This window comes from Streptomyces sp. NBC_01707 (assembly GCF_041438805.1).
Lineage (GTDB): Bacteria > Actinomycetota > Actinomycetes > Streptomycetales > Streptomycetaceae > Streptomyces.
Genome location: NZ_CP109190.1, coordinates 4,108,260 through 4,127,128, shown reverse-complemented (window position 1 = coordinate 4,127,128; position 18,869 = coordinate 4,108,260). Strand labels below are relative to the sequence as shown.

Below are 18,869 nucleotides of genomic sequence, written 5' to 3'. Positions count from 1 at the left end.
TCGAAGGTGTACGGGAGGGTCAGCCGGACGTCACGAACGCGCCCAGGATGGCGGCCAGATACGCCGGGTCGTCCGCCCCGCACAGCTCGCGCGCCGAGTGCATGGAGAGACCCGGCACCCCTACATCGACGGTCGCGACCCCCAGCCGGGCCGCGGTGAGCGGACCGATCGACGTACCGCACGGCATCGCGTTGTTGGAGACGAACGGCTGCCACGGCGCACCCGCCCGCTCGCACGCCGCCGCGAACACGGCCATCCCGGTGCTGTCGGTGGCGTACCGCTGATTGACGTTGACCTTGATCGTCGGTCCGCCGTTGGGCAGCGGGTGGTGGTCCGGGTCGTGCCGCTCGGCGTAGTTGGGGTGCACCGCGTGCGCCATGTCGGCGGAGACGCAGAAGGCCCCCGACACCGCTCGCGACCAGTCCTCCGAGCTGCCGCCGCGCGCGGTGACGGAGCGACCCAGGACCCGCTCCAGCATGGGGCTCTGCGCACCCGTCTCGGAACCGCTGCCGACCTCCTCGTGGTCGAAGGCCGCCAGGACGGGGATGTACGAGGGACGCTCGGCTCCCGTCGCCGCGCCAGCCAGCGCGGTGACGCCGGCATGTACCGACACCAGGTTGTCCAGCCGTGACGAGACGACGAACTCCCGCTCCGCGCCCAGATATCCGGGCGGCTGGATGTCGTGCAGCATCAGGTCCCAGCCGAGCACCTCGTCCGGGTCCACCTCGGCGGCCGCCGCCACCCGGCGCAGCAGCGCGCCCTCCTCGGGGGCGCCGAGCGCCCACAGGGGGGCGACATGGCGCTGCCGGTCGAGCACCAGTCCCTCGTTGACGGATCGGTCCAGGTGGATCGCCAACTGAGGTACCCGCAGCAGCGGTTCGTCGATCTGGACGAGCCGCGACTCGGTCGTGCCGCCGGGTCCGCGCAGCGCCAGCCGCCCGGAGACGCCCAGGTCGCGGTCGAGCCAGGTGTTGAGCGGGACCCCGCCGTAGATCTCCACGGCGATCTGGCGCCAGCCCGCCGAGCCCGTGTCAGGGGTGGGCTTGATCCGCAGGTTCGGCGAGTCGGTGTGCGTGCCGATGATCCGGAACGGGGTGTGCGCCGGGGCGTCCTCGGGGACGTACCACGCGATCAGGGCGCCGCCGCGGGCGACGAAGCTGCCGCCGGTCGTGCCCGTCCAGTCGTCCGTACCGCGCAGCTCGCGGAAGCCGGCCTTCTCCAGCCGCTGGATCGCGCTGGCCACCGCATGGTACGGGGACGGGCTGGCCCGGATGAAGGTGAGCAGGTCGTCGGTGTGACTGCGGTGACTGGGGTGGGGGGCCGGCGTCATACGGCGTCCGCCTTTCCGCTGTTCGGTTTCGCGGGTGGGGGTGAGGGTTTGGGGCGTGAGGGTGGCGACCAGGGCTTCGAGGGTGTGAGTGACGGGGACGACGGGAGCAGCAGTTCCCGGACCGGGCGGTCCGGCCGGGCGCAGAACTCCTCGAGCAGCGCGATGTACGAGTTGAGGAGTTCTTCAGCTGTCTCCCGGTTCCACAGGTCGGTGGAGTACTCCAGGAACGTCCGATAACCCTTCGTACGGTCCCGGCACGGCGCAAGCCCGAAGCACAGCTCGCTGCGTGAAAGAGGCGGTGCCAGATCCTCCACCTCGACGTCCAGACCGGGGATCTCGATGTCCGTGTCGAGGGAGTTCTGGAAGGCGAGCACATGCGGCACCCGGTCCGGCACGTCGTCGGCGCCCGCGTCGCGCATCGCCTGCATGATCCGGGCCGTCGGCAGCACATGCGCCATCGCCCCCATCGCCCCCACCCCGGTACGCGCCGTCAGCTCGGCACAGGTGGTCTCGAGATTGGCCGAATCCTGTCGTACGCGGACCATGACCGCCGTCGACGTCATGGCGACGAGCGACTCGAATGCGGTGCCCTGACGGTTGGCGTACGGGACGCTCAGCAGAATGTCCGGCTCCCCGGAGAGCCTGGTCAGAAACACTCCGAGCGCCGTGGCCGCCACCGCGAACGGGGTGGTGTGAACAGCCCCGGCGAACTCCTCGACGGCCGCCCGCACCGCCCCCGACGCCCGGCCGCGGATGGTGTCGCCGAGCCCGCTGAGCTGCGCGGGCCGGGGACGGTCGGTCGGTACGGGCACCCGGGACGGCACTCCGTCGAGATACCCGGCGCAGTACGCGGCCCGGCGGGCCTCCGTCGCCGGGTCGTCCTGGGCGCGCTGCCAGCGGGCGTACTCCGTGACCTGCGAGCCCGGCGGGTCGAGAGTGTGCGGCACGCCCTTCGCCGCCGCGGTGTACAGCGCGGCGATCTCGGCGAGCAGGAGCGACAGGGACCAGCCGTCGGCGGTGATGTGGTGCAGGACGAACATCAGCGCCCAGCGGTCCTCCTCGACGCGCAGCAGCCGCAGTCGGGGAATCGCGGGCTGCGAGAGATCGAAGCCGGTGGTCGCGGTTTCGCGACACAACTCATCTGCCCGGGAACGCCGTTGACCTGGTGGCAGACCGGTGAGGTCCTCGACGGGCAGATCGACGGGTCGCGCGGCGACGACCTCCTGCCACCAGGACGCGTCCTCCTCGACGAACCGGGTCCGCAGGGAGTGGTGCCGGGCCAGCAGCTCGGTGAGCGCGGACCGCAGCGCCGGCACGTCCAGCGCGCCGGTGAAGGTGATCCGGGTCGGGATGTTCCACAGCTCGGAGTGCGGTACGGAGTGGTGTCCGGCGATCATCCGGGCCTGCTGGTCGCTGACCGGGGCACGGTCGACGACCTCGACATCCTCCCCGGCGGGTTCGGGCTCGGGCGTGAGCTGGTCGGTCATCGCCCGCAGTGTGGCGTCGGAGAAGAAGTCCGCCATCGGATAGTCGACACCGAGCGCGTCCCGTACCCGGTTGACCAGGCGGATCGCGGTGATCGAATTGCCGCCGAGATCGAAGAAGTTGGTCTCGGCGGGGAAGCCGCGGACGTCGAGGACGGACTCCCAGACGTCCCGGAGCGTGTCCGCGGCGGAGCGCGGTGATTCGTCCCCGGCGGCCCTGCCGCCACTCGTCATCGACTCCAGCGTCCCGACCACCTCGTCGAGATATCCGTGCGCCGTCTCCGCGTCGAACAGATCCGCGTCGTAGCGCAGCCGCAGCCGCAGGCCCGATGCGGTGCGTGTCGCCATCAGGGCGAGTTCCAGCGGGGCGGACTCCGTCCCGGCGGGCACCTCCTCGGCCCGTAGACCCGGCAGGTCGATCCGCGACAGCGTCTCGTTGTCCAGGTCCACCGACACGGTGATCAGGGGGCGCGGGTTGCCCGGGTCCGGGTGCGTCCCGACGAGCAGGGCGTCCAGGTCGACCAGCTGCCGCTCGTCCGCCTCGCGCAGAGCGCGCCCGGTGGCCCGTACCGCATCGGCCGGGTCCGTGCCGTCCGGCAGCGACACCCGCAGCGGCAGCAGCGCCACATGGAAGCCGACCGTGTCCCGGGTCCCGGGGGTGCGCCGCCCGAAGGTGGACCCGAGCACGAACTCGTCCTGCCCCGAACGCCCGCGCAGCACCAGCTGCCACGCCGTGCACAGCGTCGCGAACAGTGTGGCGCCCTGCTCCCCGCTCCACTCCTGCCACCGTACGGTCCGCTCCTGGTCGACCCGTACGGCCACCGCCCCGCCGCGCCCCGCGACCCGGCGCTCGCGCGGCCGGTCGGTGGGCAGTTCGAGCACCGGCGGCTTCTCGCCCAACTGCTCCCGCCACCAGGCCAGATCGGCCGGGTCCCGGGCGGGTTCCGGTGCACCGGCCGTCGTGCCCGCAGGCCGCGCGAAGACCGGTGCGCGGTTCTCCACCGCCGCCCGGTACAGCTCCTCCAGGTCACTCGTCATCAGGCCCGCGGAGTGGGCGTCGGTGACGATGTGGTGCATGCCGAGCACCAGCACCTGGTCGTCGTCCGCGAGCCGGATCAGCCGGGGTGTGAACAGTGGTCCCTCGGCCAGGTCGTACCCGCGCCCGCTCTCCTCGGCGACTGCCGCCGCGACCGTCGGATCGGCCCCGTCGGGGGACTGCCCCCGGGCGTCCGTCACCAGGAGCGGGATGCGCAGCCCGGGCCGGACGACCTGGACCACGGTCGCGTCGCCGCTGCCGGCCCGGAACACGGTCCGTAGCCCGGCATGGCGGGCCACCAGCCCGTCCAGGGCGGCACGGAGGGCGGACTCGTCGAGCCGGCCGCGCAGGCGGACCGCCTGCGTCTCGTTGTACGCGGCGGAGTTGCCGAGCAGCCGGGCCGCGAGCCACAGCCGCCGCTGCGCGGAGGTGGCGGGCGCGGTGATGTCCTGCGCCTCCCGCGGACCCTGCGCCTCCCGCGGCCCCTGGGCCTTCTGCGGCCCCCGGGCCTCGTGCAGTCCCTGCGCCTCCGGCGTCCTCCGCTCCCGGGTGCGGCGCCGCAGCAGATCCAGCTGTTCCAGCCCCGCCCGCATCCGCTCCTCGGGCAGCCCGAAGTCGACGAGCGCGGCGATCTCGTCGGCCCCGGCCCTGTGCAGGGCGTCGACGAACGGGGCACAGCTCTCCGGGGTACCGATCAGGGCCCGCTGGTCGCAGTACCGGTCGTACGCCCGGCGGAAGAGATAGTCCAGGTCGTCCTCGCTCGCCGTCGCGACGTCCTCGGGGCTGCGGCCCAGCGCGGTGGCGGCCGACCTCATCAGCAGCGACGAGCGCAGATAGCGGCTCATCGGCTCCAGCGCCTCGGCCCGCGCGGCGGCGTGATCCGTACCGAGGTAGGTGTGGACCAGGACGGTCACCCGGCCGCCGTCCGGATCGAGTCCGGAGTCGGCGCGCACCTGCCGGTAGTGGTCGATGTTCGCGGCCAGTTCGGCCACGGTCTGGCTCATGAGGTTGGTGACGATCCCCAGCCCGCGCCGGGCCGCCTCCCCGTACGAGGAACGCTGCCCGGAGGTGGCGAGGAACATCGGAGGCTCGGCCTGCACCGGACGTGGATGGATGCGTACGCCGGTCTCGGCGCCCTCGCCCGTCCGACGCGCGACGGACTCGCCGGCCCACAGCCGGCGGACGTCGTCGAGATGGGAGAAGGCGATCTCCCGGCGGTCCTCGAACCGGTCCGGGTGCAGGGCGAAGTCCTGCGCGTGCCAGCCGGTGGCGCAGCCGATGCCTACCCGCCCGCCGGACAGGTTGTCGACGACCGACCACTCCTCGGCGACCCGGATCGGGTCGTGCAGCGGCAGGACGACCGAGCCCGCGTTGATCCTGATCCGTTCGGTCTCACGGGCGAGGACGGCGGCGAGTACCGCCGGGTTGGGGAAGAGGCCGCCGAAGGAGTGGAAGTGCCGTTCGGGCAGCCAGACGGAGCTGAAGCCGCGCTCGTCGGCGAAGCGGGCCGTCTCGATGACGCTGTCGTAGGCCTTGGCCGTGTCCGCGGTCTCGGGGTGGTCACCGAAGAAGTAGACGCCGAGGTCGGGGGCAGGGCGGGTGCGCGGTGCGGGCAGCGGCCGGACGGGCCGCTTCGCCGACGGGAAGAAGCCGCCGTCGCGCAGTTCGCGCAGTGAACCCTCCACGGCGGCGGCGATCGCCGCCACGTCGTCGTCGGTGTGCGCGGTGGAGAGATAGAAGCTGCGCCACTCCCAGACGTACAGGCCGCGCAGCAGGAGGTGGTGGTAGAGCAGCTCCATGTCGGCGCGGTGGGTGAACCGGAACATCGAGCCGAAGTGGGCCAGTTCGAGCGGGAACTCCTCGTCCCGGAAGAAGCGGTTGAGGCGGTCGGCGAGCGCGTCGGTCCGGGCGTTCAGCTGCTCCTGGAGAGCGGGGCCCTCCTCCTCGAGGTGCGTGAGCACCGCCCGCGCCGCGGCCATCGACAGCGGGTGCTGCACGTACGTACCGCCGAAGAAGGTGGTCTCGTGCGGGGGTCCGCTGTCGTCCCCGTACTGCCAGGGACCGCCGTCGACGCCGTCGAGGATGTCGGCGCGGCCCGCGATCGCGCCGATCGGGAAGCCGCTGCCGAGTGCCTTGCCATAGGTGGCCAGGTCGGGGACGACGCCGAAGTGGTGCTGGGCGCCACGCGGGTGCGGGCGCAGACCGGTCAGCATCTCGTCGAAGAGGAGCACGATGCCGCGGCGGGCGGTCAGGTCGCGCAGCGACCGCAGGAAGTCGGCCGGGCGGAGTGCGGGGTTGCGGCACTGGACGGGCTCGACGAGGACGGCCGCCACGGTGTCACCGAGCGCGTCGATGGTGTCGAGGGAGTCCTGGCTGCCGTACTCCAGCACGATCAGCTCGGCGACGGCGCTCGCGGGGATGCCGCGTGAGACGGGTACGGCGCCGGGGCCGCCCGGACCACCGGGGCGGCCGAGCACGGAGTCGATGTGCCCGTGGTACGAGCCGCGGAACATGACGACCTTGTCGCGCCCGGTCGCGGCCCGGGCCAGCCGGACCGCCGCCGAGTTCGCCTCCGTACCGGAGCTCGCGAACGCCACCCGCTCCATCCCCGTCAACTCGGCCAGTAGTGCGGCCACTTCACCGGTGTCGGAGGAGCGGGGACCGAACCGGAGGCCCTGCGAGAGATGGCGCTGCACGGCATCGGTGACGAACTCCGGCTCGTGCCCGAAGAGCAGGGAGCCGAAGCCCATGGTGATGTCGGTGTAGTCGTTGCCGTCGACATCGGTGAGCCGTGACCCGTGCGCGGACCGGGCGGCGATCGGGTACAGCATCTCTTTGGTGGCCTGGCGGAACCCGACGACGGCCCGGCTGTCGGCGAGCACCGGCCGATGCCGCTGTGCCAGTTCCTTCGAGGTGCGGGTGCGCTCGGTGAACCGCCGGACGAGGGAGGCGGTGTGCGCGCGCTGTGCGGGGTCGGCGTCCGTCCCGGCCATGCCGGCCGCGGGGTCCACGACGAGGCGGGGGCCGTGCTGTGCGGCGGCGGTGGAGGGGGAGCGGGGCGGGGAGGAGGCAGCAGCGGCTGCGAGCTGTTCGGTCAGGCGTCGCGAGAGCTCCGCCGCGCGGGCCACCTCGACGGCGGCACCGTCCGCCTGGTTCATCGGCGGTCCCCCTCGGGGGCGGCGGCGGAGATGCCGGTCAGCAGGGCCACGGCATCCGAGAGCTGGGTGAGCATCGCGGCCTGGTTGCGGGCCAGCTGGGTCACCTGACGGGTCAGTTCCTCGACCTCGGCGCGCGTCGCGTAGACCGGCTCCGGCTCGTCCTCCACCTGCGGCTTCGGAGCCGTGCGCGTCACTATCAGGCGAGCCGTGAGCCGGGGGGTGCCCGCCTCCTCCAGTATCTCCCGTATCGCGATCTCCGTACCGAACTCCGCCTCCAACTGCCGGACCATGCCGATCAGCTGGAGCGAGTCGGCGCCCAGTCCGACATACGTCCTGTCCGCACCGACCTCCGACGGCCGGTAGCCCAGATGGCCGGCGGTCAGCGCCAAGACCCGTTCCAGTACGGCCTGTTCGGTCATGCCATCCTCCGTTGTGCGCTCGGGTACGTACGAAGTGGTCGGGACCGGTGGCGGACCGACCCAGTGGGACCGACGCTGGAACGGATACGTCGGCAGCGGCACCCGCCGGCCGCCGCATCCCGCGAGCAACGCCGCCCAGTCGACGGCCACCCCCGCGCAGTGCAGCCGGGCCACCGCGTGCCGGAACGCCGACGTCGGTACGGGGGCCGCACCCGGCAGCACCCGGCGCGCCATCCCGGTCAGTACGGCGGAGGGGCCGAGTTCGAGGAGGACCGCGCCGGTGGGTCGAGCGGATCCCATGGACCCGATGGCCCGCAGCACCGCGTGGAAGTCGGCGGTCCGCCGTGCCTGCCGGACCAGATGGTCGGCGTCGGGCCGCCACCCCGGATGCCGCACCGCCCCGTCGAGCCCGCTGACGAACGGCGTGCGCAGCGGGAGCAGCGGTGTCTTCTCCACGGCGGTCCGCAGCTCGTCGAGGACCGGATCGAGCAGGGCGGTGTGAAAGGCCCGGTCCACGGCCAGCGGCTCGTACGCCTCTCCGCCCGCTGCCAGCAGAGCGCGCGCGGCCTCGACCGCCTCCGGGGGCCCGGCGACGACATGGTGGACCGGCCCGTTGACCACGGCGAGCTCCAGCCCCTCGACGGCAGCCTGCAACTCCCGTACCCGCGCTTGCGGTACGAACGCCGCGAGCATCGCACCGGCCGCCGACCGCTCCTGCATCAGCCGCCCGCGCCGGCACAGCAGCCGCATCCCGTCCTCCATGCTCAGCGCCCCGGCCACGCAGAGCGCCGCGTACTCGCCGACGCTGTGCCCGGCGACCAGCGAGGGTGTGACGCCCAACTGCTGCCAGAGGCGGGCCTGGGCGATCTGGAGGGCGAAGAGAGCGGGCTGCGCGAAGCCGGTGGTCCAGGCGGCCGGGCCGTGGCCGTGCACGACCCGGTCGAGGAAGTCGCCGTTGCCCGTCTCCTCCTCGTAGACGCGGGCGCAGGAGGCGAGTACCTCGGCCACGACGGGGAAGCGGGCGGCAGGCTCCGCGCCCATGCCCGGATGTCCGCCGCCCTGCCCGCTGAAGAGGAAGACGGGCCGCTCCGGCTCCTGTTCGACGACCCCCGTGTCGTACACACCGCCCGGGTCCGCCCCCGCCAGGAACGCGTCCAGCCCCGCCACCGGATCCTCGGACGTCACGACCAGCCGGTGGCGCAAGTGACGTCGTCCCAGCGCTGCCGTGACCAGCAGATCGGCGGGCTTCGCCCCGGTCCCGCGCATCAGCCGCTCGCGGAACGCGCCGGCGTACGCCACCAGCGCTTCGCGGCTCGCGCCGGACAGCGGCAGCAGGGGCAGCGTCCCCGAGGAAAACTTCCGCTCCCGCCCCGGTGTCCGCCCGGGCTCCTTCTCCCGCACCACGGGCGCCTGCTCCACAATCACGTGCGCATTGGTACCGCCCATCCCGATGGAGTGCACCCCGGCTCGCCGCACCTCCCCGGGCACCGGCCACGCCGCCTCCCTCGCCGGTAGGACAAACGGGCTCGACTCGACGGCGAGCGCCGGATTCGGCGCCCGGAAGTTCACCAGCGGCGGGACGATCCCGTGCCGCAGGACCAGGATCGCCTTGATCAGCCCGGCCAGCCCCGCCGCACTGTCGAGGTGTCCGATGGCAGGTTTGGTGGAGCCCAGCGCGCAGAACCCGGTCCGGTCGGTGTGGCGGCGGAACGCCTCCGTGAGGGCGGCGAACTCGATCGGGTCGCCCTTGAACGTCCCCGTGCCGTGCGCCTCCATGTAACCCAGCGATTCCGCCGGGACCCCGGCGGACCGCAGCGCGCCCAGCACGGCGTCCCGCTGCCCGGCGACACCCGGTGCGGCGAAACCGGCCTTCGCCGCACCGTCGTTGGTGACCGACGAGCCCAGGATCACGGCGTGCACGGTGTCTCCGTCGGCGAGCGCCCGGTCCAGCGGCTTCAGCAGGACGGCGGCGACACCGTTGCCGCCGACCGTACCGTCCGCACCCGCGTCGAAGGCCCGCACGGCACCGGTCCGGGAGAGCGTGGAACCCTTCACATGACGGTGCCCCGTCACCTGCGGCAGATGCAGCGCCGCCGAGCCGACCAGCATCAGATCGGCGTCACCGGCGCGCAGCGCCTGACAGGCCAGATGCACGGAGACCAGCGAACTGGAACACGCCGTCGCCACATTGATCGCGGGACCGGTCAGACCGAGCCGGAACGCGGCCCGATTGGCGGTGAAGTCCGGGTAGTTGCCGACCTGGACCTGTTTGACGGTCATCCAGTCGCCGGACCGTGCCTCCGGGGCCAGGTTCTCGGCGAGATAGCTGTGCAGGGAGTAGAGGCGGTAACCGGCGCTCCCGTACACCCCGATCCGTGACGACTCGTCGTGACCGGCGTAGCCACCGTCCTCCAAGGCGTGGAAGCAGCACTCCAGGAAGAGCCGCTGCTGCGGATCGGTGAGGGCCGCCTCGCGCCCGCTCATCCCGAAGAAACCGGCGTCGAACCCGTCGATGCCGCCGTGCCCGTCGCCGTCCAGCAGCGCCGCCGCCCCGATGAACCCCTCCGCCCGGTACTCCGACTCCGGTATCCCCGCGGCGGCGAACTCGGCCTGGGTGAAACGGCGTACGTGCGAGACGCCGGCCCGGATGTCGCGCCAGTACCGCTCGGGGGTGTCAGCTCCCGGGAACCTCAGCGCCATCCCGATCACCGCGATGCGGTTCTCGTTCCCCCGCTCCTGATCCCGCTCCCTCGCCGTCTCCACCACCGCGACTCTCTCCCCTCCGCAGCCCCGCAACCCGGAGCAGGAACGCCACCGCGACCACCATCGCAGCGCCATGGGACCAACCGACGACCGTCAGCGGGCTGTAGCGGTCGAGTGCCGCCGCGACAAGGATCATTCCGACGCCGAAGCCAAGATTCTCGAACGTCGCGGAGAGCCCGAACGCATGCCCGCGCAGGTCGGTGGAGAGCGTCTGCAGATGCGAGGTGTACGAGACCTCCGTGAGCCCGTCGGCCGCTCCCGCGACCAGTGCGATCACCCCCGTCGCCACCAACGGGAACCCCGCGAACGCGAGGATGAACGCCCCGGACATCACGATCGTGCCGTAACCGAAGCCCAGCGCACCCACCGATCGGCCGGTGCGCTTCGCGTACCGCTGGATCACCTGTTGTGCGACGACGTTCCCCAGCGCCCACAGGCACCAGAAGGCGCTGACGAACACGGCCGGGCGCGAGGCGTCGAGCCCGGCGGAGTAGACCGGCAGCGCCGCGTTGTGGGACGACGAGCCGAACGCGTCCACCCCACGCAGCGCCACCATCAGGCCGAGACCGGGCGCGGCGGCCAGCGCGACGAACGCGACGGGCATCCGCCGCCGCCCCGCCTTCTCCGCGGCCGCCGCACCCTGTTCGGTGCGCCCGCCGGAATTCCCCTCCGAATCCGGCCGGGCGCTCTTCCCTCTGCCTCCGCCCGCGATCGGCAGCAGTGCCACCGTCACGGCGCAGATCACAAAGGTGGCCATGTCCACCACGAAGGCGGCGGTGTAGCCGACCAGCGACACGACCACGCCGGCCGATGCGAAGCCGGCCACCATCGCCAGCGAACGCCCGGTGATGGAAAGGGAGTTCGCCCAGCCGCGCCGGTCGGCGCCCACCATCTCGGGAATGGAACTGCGCAGCGACACCATGAAGAGCGTTCCGCAGGACCCGACCACCACCGAGACGGCCATCAGCGCACCCGTGCGCAGCCCGTCCGGCGCAAGGACCAGCAGCAGCATCACCGCCGCCTGAGCCACATTCGTCCAGAGCATCACGGTCTTGGCGGTGAAACGCGCGAGCAGCGTGCCGGCCGTCAGACCGGCGACAAAGCCGGACCCCAGCCGCACCGCCATGAACAGCCCCATGGCGATCGCCCGGCCCGTCGTCTCATAGACGAACAGATTGAGCGCCACCATATTCAGGAAGGTGCCGTACGAAGAGATGGCGTATCCGGCGACGAGGAATCGATAACGCCGTTCGCCGTGCGCCGCGCTGTCCGGGCCGTCGTCGGAATGGCTGTTGGTCTGGTCGATGCCGAGCTTCACCCGGACATACTCGTCGAGCAACCACGACCCCCGATGTCGAGCCGTTTGCACAAATGTAATCTGCATACTTGTGAAGGACGATCAATCCGGCCCACGGGCATGTGATTGCCGCGAATCGTCGCCCGACCGTCCCTGCGAGGCGGCCCTGGCGGCGTACCGGCGCGCGCTCATGGAGGGAAGCCTTCCACAGGACGGGGCGCCGGCCTGCCTACGGGCCCTGCAATTGGTGGTGACGGACCGGGACGTACCGGGTTCGCTGATTCCCGTGCCGCCGGAGACGGCATCGTTCGCCGCACTCGGCCCCATCGAGGAGGCGATCGTCCGGCAGCGCCGCAACCTTCGCGCGGTCCGCGCCAGTCTCGCCGCGTTCGAGGAGCTGTACGCGGAAGTCCACCGGCTCGAACAGCCCGTTCTCACCCGGCTCGTCGGAAGGGCCGTCATCAGCAAGGCACTTGACGCGGCCGTGGGCAGTTGCCAGGAGGAGCTGCTCACCGCACAGCCCGGCGGCGGCCGCCCCTCGCACGTCCTCGGCGAGGCGTTGCCCCGCGATCTGCGGATGCTGCGGCGCGGAGTGCGGCAGCGGACGATCTACCAGCACACCGTCCGCTCGCACCGGGCGACGCTCTCCTACATCGAGCAGGTGACGTCGGCCGGAGCCGAGGTCCGGACGGTCGCCGAAGTCGTCGACCGGCTCATCGTCTGCGACCGGGAGATCGCGTTCGTGCCCGCCCCCGACGAGCCGGACACGGCGCTGCGGGTCCAGCACCCGGCCCTGGTCAGCATGGTGGTCCGGCAATTCGACAACGCCTGGTCCCGCTCCGTCCCGATCCGTCCCGACGGCGCGCCGCTGCGCTCCTCCGTCATCATGTCCGACCTTCAACGCACCATTCTGCTGGCGGTCGTTGGCGGTGAGACGGACGCGTCGATCGCCCGCCGGCTCGGCATGAGCCGTCGCAGCGTGGCCGAACACATGCGGAAGGTATCGGAACAACTGGGCAGCAACAGCCGCGCCCAACTCGGCTATCTGCTCGCGACGTCGGGGCTGTTGGAGCCCTGAGCGAAGCGCTACGGACGCACCGCGGGGGCGCCCCGGCGGAAACCGGAACGCCCCCGCAGGCAGGTGCGCACGAAGTGGTCAGGCGAGACCGGGACCCCGCACCGGAATGCTGGTGAACGTGGGCGCGGGAGCGGGCTCGGTGAAGAAGTCGTTGCCCTTGTCGTCGACGACGACGAACGCCGGGAAGTCCTCGACCTCGATCCTCCAGACCGCCTCCATGCCGAGCTCCGCGTACTCGACGACCTCGACCTTCTTGATGCAGTCCTGGGCGAGGCGCGCCGCCGGGCCACCGATCGAGCCGAGGTAGAAGCCGCCGTGCGCGTCGCACGCGTCCGTGACCTGCTTGGACCGGTTGCCCTTGGCGAGCATCACCTTGGAGCCGCCCGCCGCCTGGAACTGTGCGACATAGCTGTCCATGCGGCCGGCCGTCGTCGGGCCGAAGGAACCGGAGGCGTATCCCTCGGGCGTCTTCGCCGGGCCCGCGTAGTAGACCGGGTGGTCCTTGAGGTACTGCGGCATCTCCTCGCCCGCGTCCAGCCGCTCCTTGATCTTGGCGTGCGCGATGTCGCGCGCCACGACCAGCGGACCGGTCAGCGAGAGCCGGGTCTTGACCGGGTACTTGGTCAGCTCGGCGAGGATGTCGTCCATCGGCCGGTTCAGGTCGATCTCGACGACGTCACCCGCCTCGTCGAGGTGCTCGTCCGTGGTGTCCGGCAGGAAGCGCGCCGGGTCCTTCTCCAGCTGCTCCAGGAAGACGCCTTCGGCGGTGATCTTCGCTGTGGCCTGGCGGTCCGCCGAGCACGACACGGCGATCGCGACGGGCAGCGAGGCGCCGTGCCGCGGCAGGCGCACCACACGCACGTCGTGACAGAAGTACTTGCCGCCGAACTGAGCGCCGATCCCGATCTTCTGCGTCAGCTCGAAGACCTTCTCCTCCAGCTCCTTGTCCCGGAAGCCGTGACCGGTCGGGGAGCCCTCGGCGGGCAGCTCGTCCAGGTAGTGCGCGGAGGCGTACTTCGCGGTCTTCAGCGCGAACTCGGCCGACGTACCGCCGACGACGATCGCCAGGTGGTACGGCGGGCAGGCCGCGGTCCCGAGCGAACGGATCTTCTCCTCCAGGAACTTCATCATGGAGGCCTCGTTCAGGACGGCCTTCGTCTCCTGGAAGAGGAACGACTTGTTGGCCGAGCCGCCGCCCTTCGCCATGAAGAGGAACTTGTACGCGCCGCCGTCGGTGGCGTACAGCTCGATCTGGGCCGGGAGGTTCGAGCCGGTGTTCTTCTCGTCCCACATGGTCAGCGGGGCCATCTGCGAGTAGCGCAGGTTGAGCTTGGTGTACGCGTCGAAGATGCCGTGCGACAGGGCCTCCTCGTCACCGCCCTCGGTGAGCACGTTCTGCCCGCGCTTGCCCATGACGATCGCGGTGCCGGTGTCCTGGCACATGGGGAGGACACCCGCGGCGGCGATGTTCGCGTTCTTCAGCAGGTCGAGCGCGACGAACTTGTCGTTGGACGACGCCTCGGGGTCGTCGACGATCCGCCGCAGCTGCGCCAGGTGTGCGGGGCGCAGGTAGTGCGAGATGTCGTGCATCGCCTCGGCGGCCAGGGTGCGCAGCGCCTCCGGGTCGACCTTGAGGAACGTACGGCCGTCGGCCTCGAAGGTCGAGACGCCCTCGGCGGTCACCAGCCGGTACGGCGTGGTGTCCTCTCCCAGCGGGAGCAGATCGGAGTACGCAAACTCTGGCATTACGGCCATTCCTCACTCGGCGACAGCGGCTGACCACCCTTGGGCAGCGCACCCATCAGGGTAGAACGCCGCAAGCGGGCCGAACCTGTGAGGTAAGGCTCAGTTCGAACAGCGCATGCACTCACCGTCCCGCATCGATCAGCTCGCAGTGCGCCCGCGCCATGTCGGGCCCTGATCCACCGGACAGGCCCTAGTCGCGATCTATCGCGTTTGGGTACGCTGAGCCGGTGGACCTCGAAAAGCACCCTCAGCAGCCTGCCGCCCCGGCGCCGCCCGCGCCCGCCGGCATCCGCGCCTCCGACGCAGACCGCGACCGGATCGCGGACATCCTGCGGGAGGCCATGGCCGAGGGCCGGCTGACCGCCGAGGAGCACGCCGAACGGGTCGACGCCGTCTACCGTGCCAAGACCGTCGGTGAACTCGAGCCGTTGGTACAGGACCTGCCGACCCCTGGGGGTGCCACCCGGCCGTCGTCCGCCACGCCGTACGCGTACGGCCCCGAGGCCCCCGCGGGCCCGGCCGACAATCTGGTGGCGATCTTCAGCAGCTCCACCCGCAAGGGCCGCTGGCGGGTCGGTGGCCGTACGAACGCCTTCGCGCTCTTCGGCAGCGTGGAGATCGATCTGACCGAGGCGCTTTTCAGCCAGAGGCTCACCGTCATCAACGCGACCTCCATCTTCGGCAGTGTCGAGATCAAGGTTCCGGAGAACATCTCGCTGCGTGGCAGCGGCACGGGCGTCTTCGGTAATTTCGAAGTCGTCACACTGGAATCCGCCGACCCGGAAGCCCCGGTGATCGTCGTCAACGGCTATTCCGTCTTCGGGAACGTCGAGGCAAAGCCGAAGCGCGGAAAACTCATTACGGATCTCCACAACCAGCTGCGCAAACACCTCGGCCGCTGAACCCGCGTCGGTCCGCGCGGCTCTGGATCCGGCCAAAATTCCGGTCGACCGCAATTCCGTCACCCGGAACTCAGTGCCACTCAGTGCATAGGCGCACGCACAGCGGGTAGGGAGTGCTGCATCGTCTCTCGCTCGCGAAGCCGTCGTCAGGAGTAGACCGTGCTGCAACTGCCGCATCAGCCCCTGCAGGTCGCCGCCGTTCCCACCCAGGGCACTCCTGCTCGGGAGGACCAGGCCGGCCCCTGGCACTCGGAGGCGGTGTGCCGCCGGGACGAAGCCGGGCTGTTCTTCGCCCCGTCGAAGGAGCCGACTGCTGCCCGACTGTCCCGCGAGGAGTCCGCGAAGCGGGTCTGCGCGCGCTGTCCGGTGATGGTCGAATGCCGGGAACACGCCTTGGTGCAGCCCGAACCGTACGGGGTGTGGGGCGGCCTCACGGCTGCCGAGCGCCGTGTGGTGCTCGCCCGCCGCAGGCGCCGCGAGGTGGAGCTCAAGGCGGCCGCCTCGGCCGACCACATCGCCGCCGCCGGCTGACCGGCCCGTATCTCCGAACCGCCGGCCCCGTACCGGCGCCCGGCCCGACAGCTTTGCGCCGACGCCTCGCACCGACGCGAAGAGGCGCCCCCACCGCACATGGGGGGCGCCTCTTCACGTTCCGACGGCTCCGCACGCACTGCCGTGCGTCGCCGCTGCGCGTCACCTGCCCGGCGCGGCTCCTGCCGCGGCGAGGCCTGCCTCGCGCGGTCTACTTCGCGCGGTCGAAGTCGATCGCGCTGTAGGCGCGCAGCTTCGACAGCCGATGGGTCGAGTCGATCTTGCGGATCGTGCCGGACTTGGACCGCATCACGATCGACTCGGTGGTCGCCGTCTCGCTGCGGTACCGCACGCCGCGCATCAGCTCACCGTCCGTGATGCCGGTCGCGACGAAGAACACGTTGTCGCCGCTGACCAGGTCGTCGGTGGACAGCACCCGGTCGAGGTCGTGCCCGGCGTCCAGTGCGCGCTGCCGCTCCGCCTCGTCCTTCGGCCAGAGCTTGCCCTGGATGACACCGCCGAGGCACTTTATGGCGCAGGCCGAGATGATGCCCTCGGGGGTGCCGCCGATGCCCATCAGCAGGTCGACGCCGGTGCCCTCACGGGCGGCCATGATCGAGCCGGCGACATCGCCGTCGGTGATGAACTTGATCCGGGCGCCGGTCTCCCGGATCTCCTTGACGATGCCCTCGTGGCGCGGGCGGTCCAGGATGACGACGGTGACGTCCTCAGGGGCGGAGTTCTTCGCCTTGGCGACCCGGCGGATGTTCACCGACACCGGGGCGTTGATGTCCACGAAGTCGGCGGCCTCGGGGCCGGTCACCAGCTTGTCCATGTAGAAGACCGCGGACGGGTCGAACATGGTGCCGCGGTCGGCGGCGGCCAGCACGGCGATCGCGTTCGGCATGCCCTTGGCGTTCAGGGTCGTGCCGTCGATCGGGTCCACGGCGATGTCGACCTCGGCGCCGGTGCCGTCACCGACCCGCTCGCCGTTGAAGAGCATGGGTGCTTCGTCCTTCTCGCCCTCACCGATGACGACGACGCCGTTCATCGAGACGGTCGAGACGAGGGTCCGCATGGCCTTCACGGCGGCGCCGTCGGCACCGATCTTGTCACCGCGGCCGACCCAGCGCCCGGCAGCCATGGCGGCGGCCTCGGTGACCCGGACCAGCTCCAGCGCCAGGTTGCGGTCGGGGGCCTCCGGGGAGACCTCTAGTTGTGACGGCAGGTGATGCTCGGACATCGGAACGCACCTTTCTGTACGGCGACGACCGGAAGAGGGTGCTGTGACTCTATCGCCAGGTCGACAAAATGAGCAGACCGGGTCACGTATGAGCGGCCTCGACGGCCGGTTGTCATGGGTGGCCGCCCCTCGGTCGGGCCCGTCGGGCGTAATGCGAACATGGACCCGTGGCAAGCAAGCGAGGCAAGCAGACAGTGCGGGACATGTTCCTGTCGATGGCGGTGATCTCGGCCGTCGCCGGGGGTGTCTACATTTTCGTACCGCACGACGACAAGGCCAACCCGGTCAAGGCGGTCGACTACCGGGTGGAGCTCCTGACGGCGCGGCGTGCGGCGCCGTATCCGGTCGCCGCTCCGGCCGGTCTGTCCAAGGACTGGAAGCCCACCTCGGTCAGCTACGAGCGCCAGTCGGGCAACGGCTGGCACCTGGGCTTCCTCGACCCGGACGGGAAGTACGTCGCGGTGGAGCAGTCCACGTCCCCGGCCAAGAAGTACGTGTCCGAGGTCAGCCAGGACGCGAAGAACACCGGGCACACGCAGCAGGTCGCGGGTGAGGCGTGGCAGCACTGGAAGGGCCCGAAGTACGACGCCTTGGTGCGCCACGACGACGGCGCGACCACGGTCGTCACCGGCTCCGCCTCGACGCAGCGGCTGGCGGAGATGGCCGCCGCCCTCAAGACGTCCTGAGCCGGGCATACGTCATACGGAGAAGGCCCCGGAGCACCAAGTGCTCCGGGGCCTTCTCCGTATGACCGGGTGGATCAGACGGTCTTGACGACCTCGTCGTAGGCGAGACGCGGCAGACGCGGGAACCAGGCGTCCTCGCCCGGCTTGCCGATGTTGACGACCATCAGCAGGCTGTGGTCGGAGTCGAGGAACTCCTTCTCGATGCCCGCGGCGTCGAAGCCGGTCATCGGGCCGGCGGCCAGACCGGCGGCGCGGACGCCGATGATGAAGTACGCGGCCTGCAGGGCGGCGTTCAGCCCGGCGGCCGACTCGCGGACCGGGCGCTCGGAGAAGAAGGCGTCCTTGGCCTGGGGGAAGACCGGGAACAGGACCGGGAGCTCCTCGTGGAACTCGTTGTCGGCGGCCAGGATCGCGACCAGCGGGGCGGTGGAGGTCTTCGGCTGGTTGCCCTCGGCCATGTGGCTCACGAGGCGCGCACGGGCGTCGTCGGAGCGGACCAGGACGACCCGCAGCGGCGACTGGTTGAATGCGGTCGGGCCGTACTTGACCAGGTCGTATATCGCCTGGACCTGCTCCTCGGAGACCGGCTCGTCGGTGAAGGTGTTGGCGGTGCGGGCCTCACGGAAAAGGAGGTCCTGGGCGGCGGGGTCAAGGGCGAGGGACATCTTGCATTACCTTCCGGGCGAACGGGGATCAAGCGATACGGCGACGGTAACCGAGGGATAGGTTAACTTTCAACTAACGCCGGACCTGAGTGATCCACTCCACAGACGTGTGCGTGGACGACCGGCCGGGCCGCCCCGATTTCCGACGAGCCTCACAACCGCCGCGCGCTCGGATCCATTCCGGGCCGGGCCGGGGCGGACCGGACCGCCCCGGAGCCCTACGGCTCGGGAGTCACCCGGCGTCGTCCTGCGGGTCCTCCCCGGGCCGGGCGAGGGCCTCGTCCAGGCGGGCCCGGGCCCCTTCCAGCCAGCGCCGGCAGACCTTGGCCAGCTCCTCGCCCCGTTCCCACAGCGCGAGGGACTCCTCCAGCGTCGTGCCGCCCGCCTCCAGGCGCCGTACAACCTCGATCAGCTCGTCCCGCGCCTGCTCGTAGCCGAGCGTGTCGGTGGCGGCAGCTGCCGTTGTCGCGTCGTCCGTCATGTGATCCACCCTATGTGTGAGCTACGACAGCCAGGTCCGAACCGCGTCCG

At 71.0% G+C, this 18,869-nt stretch carries 12 protein-coding genes; 4 read left to right on the top strand and 8 right to left on the bottom strand.

The genetic code is table 11. From position 1 onward, the window contains the following. Positions 1 to 19: 19 nt before the first annotated feature. From OG963_RS18445 to OG963_RS18430, 4 genes are read right to left on the bottom strand one after another with little or no spacing between them, the layout of a single operon-like run. Positions 20 to 1,330: a M18 family aminopeptidase gene (locus OG963_RS18445; RefSeq protein WP_371799253.1), complete on the bottom strand. Its 1,311-nt coding sequence runs from the start codon at positions 1,328 to 1,330 to the stop codon at positions 20 to 22. Continuing rightward, the gene (locus OG963_RS18440; RefSeq protein WP_371799252.1) at positions 1,327 to 7,008 is read right to left on the bottom strand and encodes a MupA/Atu3671 family FMN-dependent luciferase-like monooxygenase; all 5,682 of its coding nucleotides are present in this window, start codon (positions 7,006 to 7,008) and stop codon (positions 1,327 to 1,329) included. The genes OG963_RS18445 and OG963_RS18440 overlap by 4 nt, the downstream gene beginning before the upstream one ends. Then, entirely contained in the window at positions 7,005 to 10,127 is a 3,123-nt protein-coding gene (locus OG963_RS18435; RefSeq protein ID WP_371800306.1) for a type I polyketide synthase, read from the bottom strand. The genes OG963_RS18440 and OG963_RS18435 overlap by 4 nt, the downstream gene beginning before the upstream one ends. Then, entirely contained in the window at positions 10,102 to 11,379 is a 1,278-nt protein-coding gene (locus OG963_RS18430; RefSeq protein WP_371127906.1) for an MFS transporter, read from the bottom strand. Before OG963_RS18430 ends, OG963_RS18435 begins: the two co-directional genes overlap by 26 nt. A gap of 199 nt (positions 11,380 to 11,578) precedes the next feature. Between OG963_RS18430 and OG963_RS18425 the strand changes: the two genes are divergently transcribed. Continuing rightward, complete coding sequence (locus OG963_RS18425) at positions 11,579 to 12,565, top strand: LuxR C-terminal-related transcriptional regulator (protein ID WP_371799251.1); 987 nt, start codon at positions 11,579 to 11,581, stop codon at positions 12,563 to 12,565. Between the two features lie 78 nt (positions 12,566 to 12,643). On the opposite strand, the gene OG963_RS18420 is transcribed toward OG963_RS18425, so the two are convergent. Beyond that, on the bottom strand, positions 12,644 to 14,311 hold the full coding sequence (locus OG963_RS18420) for a fumarate hydratase (RefSeq protein ID WP_030915062.1): 1,668 nt from the start codon (positions 14,309 to 14,311) through the stop codon (positions 12,644 to 12,646). Positions 14,312 to 14,538: 227 nt separating this feature from the next. Here OG963_RS18420 and OG963_RS18415 point away from each other — a divergent pair, with 227 nt between their 5' ends. Further along, positions 14,539 to 15,213 carry a DUF1707 domain-containing protein gene (locus OG963_RS18415; protein ID WP_093772897.1) on the top strand — a complete coding sequence of 225 codons (675 nt, stop codon included), beginning with the start codon at positions 14,539 to 14,541 and terminating at the stop codon, positions 15,211 to 15,213. 159 nt (positions 15,214 to 15,372) lie between these two features. Next, positions 15,373 to 15,744, top strand: a complete 372-nt coding sequence (locus tag OG963_RS18410; RefSeq protein ID WP_030915067.1) for a WhiB family transcriptional regulator — start codon at positions 15,373 to 15,375, stop codon at positions 15,742 to 15,744. 211 nt (positions 15,745 to 15,955) lie between these two features. Here the strand turns inward: OG963_RS18410 and glpX are convergent, their stop codons facing one another. Next, the gene (gene glpX, locus OG963_RS18405; protein ID WP_030915070.1) at positions 15,956 to 16,987 is read right to left on the bottom strand and encodes a class II fructose-bisphosphatase; all 1,032 of its coding nucleotides are present in this window, start codon (positions 16,985 to 16,987) and stop codon (positions 15,956 to 15,958) included. 167 nt (positions 16,988 to 17,154) lie between these two features. On the opposite strand from glpX, the gene OG963_RS18400 reads away from it, so the two are divergent. After that, a complete protein-coding gene (locus OG963_RS18400) occupies positions 17,155 to 17,673 on the top strand; it encodes a DUF4245 domain-containing protein (protein WP_371799250.1) in 519 nt (172 codons plus the stop codon). A 74-nt stretch (positions 17,674 to 17,747) separates the two neighbouring features. Here the strand turns inward: OG963_RS18400 and OG963_RS18395 are convergent, their stop codons facing one another. Both OG963_RS18395 and OG963_RS18390 read right to left on the bottom strand, forming a co-directional pair. Next, positions 17,748 to 18,338: a malonic semialdehyde reductase gene (locus OG963_RS18395; protein ID WP_371799249.1), complete on the bottom strand. Its 591-nt coding sequence runs from the start codon at positions 18,336 to 18,338 to the stop codon at positions 17,748 to 17,750. Between the two features lie 232 nt (positions 18,339 to 18,570). Then, positions 18,571 to 18,819 carry an exodeoxyribonuclease VII small subunit gene (locus tag OG963_RS18390; protein ID WP_093772893.1) on the bottom strand — a complete coding sequence of 83 codons (249 nt, stop codon included), beginning with the start codon at positions 18,817 to 18,819 and terminating at the stop codon, positions 18,571 to 18,573. Positions 18,820 to 18,869 lie beyond the last annotated feature (50 nt).

What these genes read in the sequence shown, in the direction of transcription:
- OG963_RS18445 (WP_371799253.1), bottom strand. Translation starts at nt 1,330, where the DNA reads ATGACGCCGGCCCCCCACCCCAGTCACCGCAGTCACACCGACGACCTG.
- OG963_RS18440 (WP_371799252.1), bottom strand. Translation starts at nt 7,008, where the DNA reads ATGAACCAGGCGGACGGTGCCGCCGTCGAGGTGGCCCGCGCGGCGGAG.
- OG963_RS18435 (WP_371800306.1), bottom strand. Translation starts at nt 10,127, where the DNA reads ATGGCGCTGAGGTTCCCGGGAGCTGACACCCCCGAGCGGTACTGGCGC.
- OG963_RS18430 (WP_371127906.1), bottom strand. Translation starts at nt 11,379, where the DNA reads ATGGTGGCGCTCAATCTGTTCGTCTATGAGACGACGGGCCGGGCGATC.
- OG963_RS18420 (WP_030915062.1), bottom strand. Translation starts at nt 14,311, where the DNA reads ATGCCAGAGTTTGCGTACTCCGATCTGCTCCCGCTGGGAGAGGACACC.
- glpX (WP_030915070.1), bottom strand. Translation starts at nt 16,987, where the DNA reads ATGTCCGAGCATCACCTGCCGTCACAACTAGAGGTCTCCCCGGAGGCC.
- OG963_RS18395 (WP_371799249.1), bottom strand. Translation starts at nt 18,338, where the DNA reads ATGTCCCTCGCCCTTGACCCCGCCGCCCAGGACCTCCTTTTCCGTGAG.
- OG963_RS18390 (WP_093772893.1), bottom strand. Translation starts at nt 18,819, where the DNA reads ATGACGGACGACGCGACAACGGCAGCTGCCGCCACCGACACGCTCGGC.